The 255-nt window shown below is 66.7% G+C and carries 1 protein-coding gene; it reads left to right on the top strand.

Translation table 11 applies throughout. The features are described 5' to 3' along the window. On the top strand, positions 1 to 255 hold a 255-nt coding region (locus HAQ05_RS28320; protein ID WP_202988140.1), incomplete at both ends, for a hypothetical protein.

Raw genomic sequence — 255 nt, 5'->3', positions numbered from 1 at the left:
TGGTGAGTCAGTTCGGCAGCCTGGCCGCAGATCCCTCGATTAACGCGCTTGAGGCGCTCACCGGTGCTGCCGACAAACTGGCCTACTTCACTGCGGCCGACGCCATGGCGCTGGCCGATTTCCCAGCCCAGGCCAGGACATTGCTGGCGGCGAACAGCCAGGCGAACCAGAGATCGGCGCTGGGTCTAGGTTCTGCTGCGGTCGCGGCCATCCTGGGTACCGTATCGCAGTCTGGGGGCGTGCCGACGGGCGCGA

This window comes from Pseudomonas typographi (assembly GCF_014694385.1).
Classification (GTDB): domain Bacteria; phylum Pseudomonadota; class Gammaproteobacteria; order Pseudomonadales; family Pseudomonadaceae; genus Aquipseudomonas; species Aquipseudomonas typographi.
This window is presented reverse-complemented; position numbering and strand designations above follow the sequence as displayed.